The organism is Methylocaldum sp., assembly GCF_039794385.1.
Taxonomy (GTDB): Bacteria; Pseudomonadota; Gammaproteobacteria; order Methylococcales; family Methylococcaceae; genus Methylocaldum.
The window spans coordinates 1-3,931 of record NZ_JBDIVO010000395.1 but is presented as its reverse complement, the minus strand read 5'-3'; the positions used below and the strand labels follow the sequence as shown (position 1 = coordinate 3,931).

Genomic DNA, 3,931 nt, shown 5'->3' with positions numbered 1-3,931 from the left:
CGATAGAGCCGCTGCCCGGATGTGCGGCACAAGTCAGGCAACGCGAAAATACGATCAGGAATTTGACGGTATTCGAGTGTGCGGTTTCTGACCATGACGGAATGGCGACGCTGTTCGAGAATGCCTATGCGCCCGCCTCGTCATTGCTGCCTGTCAGCAGCATCTCAACTAACGAATTCCCTCAGACTGCCGGCCAACAAAAAGCGGTTGAGGTGGCCGTCCACAGATTGGATGACTTGATCGATGAGAGCAGTCTTGAAGACGCGGTCTTGATCAAGATTGATGTTCAAGGGCTGGAAGATAAAGTCATCCGTGGCGGTGAGAAGACTTTTCGGGCAGCAAAGTTCGTTCTGATCGAGATGTCATTTGTGCCCATGTATGATGGGCAGCCGTTGTTTGAGGAGGTGCATGAGTTGTTGGTCAATATCGGATTCCGGTTTGCCGGTATAAAGAACCAAGTCGATTCGCCGACGACCGGACAGCCGCTTTTTATGCACTGCCTGTATGTCAATAAAAATAGAAGGTAGAACATGTCAGGGGCGGAACCCTATGTTCTTTCGGTTGTGGTCGGAACGCTTAACCGGCTCGACCGCTTGCGTGAGTGCATTGACAGCATTCGTGATGCATCGATCCCAATAAAGATTTATGTAACGGATGCGGGGTCGACGGACGGAACCATCGAGTACTTGAGAAAGATCGAGTCTGACTGTATCAGCGTCACGCTACATCAAAAGAAACTCGGTCAGGCAAAGGCTTATAACGAGATCTTTGCAAAGATCAGCACGCCTTATGTTTGTTGGCTCAGCGATGATAACGTCATTGTTGATCATGGCCTTGAAAAGGCCGTGCGCATACTGGATGCCAACCCATTAGTCGGAATGGTGGGGCTGAAGGTCAAGGACGTTCAGGGGCCCTTTTCAGGTGAGCCGTACATTGGGGGAATTTCCGAGACCGGGATTTTGAATGTCAATCAGGGGGTCTTAAGGACCGAGATCTTGCAGGCGCTCGGGGGATTCAACGAAGAGTTCATGGACTACGGAATCGATCCGGACCTTACAGCGAGAGTGCTCTATGCCGGACATGACATCGTTTATACGAAGGATGTCGCTGTACTGCATTGGCGCGACTGGGGCGAATCCGAGGTTCTTCGTGCTCAGATGGCTAAACAGGAGAGGTATAAGGCACTGTATCGAAAAAAGTACTGCCGTGATGAATCGAATGGCTACCCTGGTCGGCTCCGATTTCGAGTCGTTGGCGCTATAAAGCGCGTATTGACTAAGTCATCTCGCTTGCTTGGGAGCGATAGGGCTGAGCGTTGGGCTAGGGACTGGTACAACGTTATTTTGGGGCAATATATCAGTCTGTTGGATCCAATCAGGTCCATGGGCGAGGAGTTTCACCTCTTGCAGCGCTGTGACCGTGAGACGGTCAAGTATTATTCAAATCGGTTTCGCTAGGGAGATAGATAATCGTGCTGCACTCATCCATGGAAGCAAGCCCCCCGGTAGCGATCTTTGGCCAGTTACTCCCGGGTAGCGCTGGCGGAATCGAGACGAACTTGCTCAAACTGCTCGCCGCTCTGGCGTTACAGAATGGGTCGAAAGATCGGCAACTGGTGATCGGGCCCGGCGGCGAATCTTCTTGGTTCCGTCCTTATCTAGGTAACGGCCAAGAAGTGGTTGAATGGCCACCTTTGCGCTGTGAGATGCCGGCTCTCTTGCAAGGCAATGTATCAACGGCGATGTCTCGTGTTGTGAAAGATGCCGTCAGAAAGCTTTTGCGCCGGGGCAGTCGGTCCGCATTTTCGAGTTCGGCGATCGATCTGACAGGCGTACTCAAGCGCGCTGGCGTTGAAGTAGTACATTTTCCTTATCAAAGGTACTTTCCGACGAGTTTGCCCTTCATCTTTGAGCCTTGGGACCTGCAGCACATCCATTTGCCCGAGCTGTTCTCGAAAAATGAGATCGAGTTCCGAAACTGGCTTTATCGCCAGGCTTGTGAGGAGGCGTCGCTGGTTGTTACGGCAACGCATTGGACCAAAGACGATCTCGTACGATGCTTTGATCTGCCGCCGTCCAAGATTGCGGTGATACCACGTGGTGCCGAAATGTCGGCAATCGGATTTGCACCACAGGCTATCGAGGATACTTTGAATAAACTTCAGTTGCCTCAGCGTTTTGCTCTTTACCCGGCAAAAACGTGGGCGCACAAGAACCATATGCGCTTGTTTCGGGCGTTGGCACATTTGAGGGACAAGGAAAAGTTGGTTATTCCCCTGGTGTGCACGGGAAAACCTATCGAGACCAGCCTGGAGAGCATCCAGCGTGAACTGGGGACATTGGCGTTGGACGAGCAGGTCTTCTTTACAGGTTTTCTGGATGAAGACTCCATGCGGCATCTATATACGTGGGCCGAGCTCATGGTTTTCCCCTCGCTTTTTGAAGGGCTTGGGATACCAGTATTGGAAGCGATGGCGTCGGGCACCCCCGTCGTTTGCTCCCGGGTGGCTTGCTTGCCTGAAGTTGCCGGTGATGCGGCGGTTTTTTTCGACCCCTATTCGATTGAGGATATGGCTGAAAAAACAGCGCTGGTCTGGAGCGACAGTGCCTTGCGCTCAGACCTGAAACAACGCGGTTATGCCAATGTCGGTGCGTACAACTGGGCAGAGGCAGCTCTTTCGTTCCGCGTGGCCTACAAGCATGTCGCCAATAGGCCATTGAATGTCGATGAAGCACGTCGCTGGGCAACAATGCTATCCACCCAACAGATCAGAGCGGTAAGCGCCGAACAAAGCAAACACCATAACAAGCGCTAATTCACCAGTTTCCTACTACTCGGAAAGCTCGCTGTCGGGCCTGTGTGCTTCAGACTGCCGCAGCCATTCGCGTCCCTAGTTTCAAGAAAAAGCGCGAAGTTTTGCCAGGCTTCGACTTCCAAGTACCAAGAGCTAACGAAGACAATCCCGCAACATGAGAGGCGTTAACATGGAAAAATCAGCCAAGATCTATATTGCCGGCCACCGCGGGCTAGTAGGCCGCGCTCTTATGCGCAACTTGCGGGTACAGGGCTATACCAATCTTCTTACCCGCCCCCATTCCGAACTGGATCTCACTGACCAACTTGCCGTAAACAAATTCTTCAGTACGGAGAAACCTGAATACGTCTTTCTCGCTGCAGCTAAGGTTGGCGGCATCCACGCCAACAATACTTACCCCGCTGAGTTTATCCGAGATAACCTTGCCATTCAGACCAATGTTATCCACGCAGCTTACGAGAATAATGTCAAGCGCCTCTTGTTCCTGGGTTCCAGCTGCATTTACCCAAAAATGGCCCCCCAGCCACTCATGGAAGAATATCTACTTACCGGACCGTTGGAAGAAACCAACCGTCCTTATGCATTGGCCAAGATCGCCGGCATCGAAATGTGCTGGAGCTACAACCGGCAATACGGCACCCAATACCTTGCAGTCATGCCCACCAATCTTTATGGCCCCGGCGATAATTACAATTTGATGAACTCCCACGTCATTCCCGCCATGATCCGTAAATTCCACCTGGCCAAGCTCGCTTCACTGGGTAATCGTGAAGCTATCCTGCGTGACGAGGCAATACATGGCTCAATTCCGACGGAACTGAAAAACGAACTTCTCGAAGCGTGTGTCTCGGGATTTGCCCCTACTGTCAAAATTTGGGGTACCGGAACGCCACGGCGTGAATTCCTTTACAGCGACGATATGGCAGAGGCCTGCATCTATCTGATGAACCTGCCGGATGACCGGTTTAGGCCGCTACTCGCATCAGACCGCAATAATGGCGTACCTCCCGTCATTAACATCGGTATAGGTGAAGACATCACCATCAAGGAACTAGCCGAACTCGTTAAACGAGTAGTGGGCTACGAGGGCTGTATCGATTTTGATAATTCTCACCC

General features: G+C 51.9%; 4 protein-coding genes. All 4 read left to right on the top strand.

Annotated elements, in window-relative coordinates:
• The coding region (locus tag ABJK70_RS21475; protein WP_347259073.1) for an FkbM family methyltransferase at positions 1-527 on the top strand (527 nt) is incomplete at its 5' end.
• Between the two features lie 3 nt (positions 528-530).
• The gene (locus ABJK70_RS21470; protein WP_347259072.1) at positions 531-1,457 is read left to right on the top strand and encodes a glycosyltransferase; all 927 of its coding nucleotides are present in this window, start codon (positions 531-533) and stop codon (positions 1,455-1,457) included.
• A 101-nt stretch (positions 1,458-1,558) separates the two neighbouring features.
• Positions 1,559-2,815, top strand: coding sequence for a glycosyltransferase family 1 protein (locus tag ABJK70_RS21465; RefSeq protein ID WP_347259071.1), 1,257 nt, complete (start codon positions 1,559-1,561; stop codon positions 2,813-2,815).
• Positions 2,816-2,984: 169 nt separating this feature from the next.
• A partial coding sequence (locus tag ABJK70_RS21460) for a GDP-L-fucose synthase (protein ID WP_347259070.1) occupies positions 2,985-3,931 on the top strand: 947 nt, incomplete at its 3' end.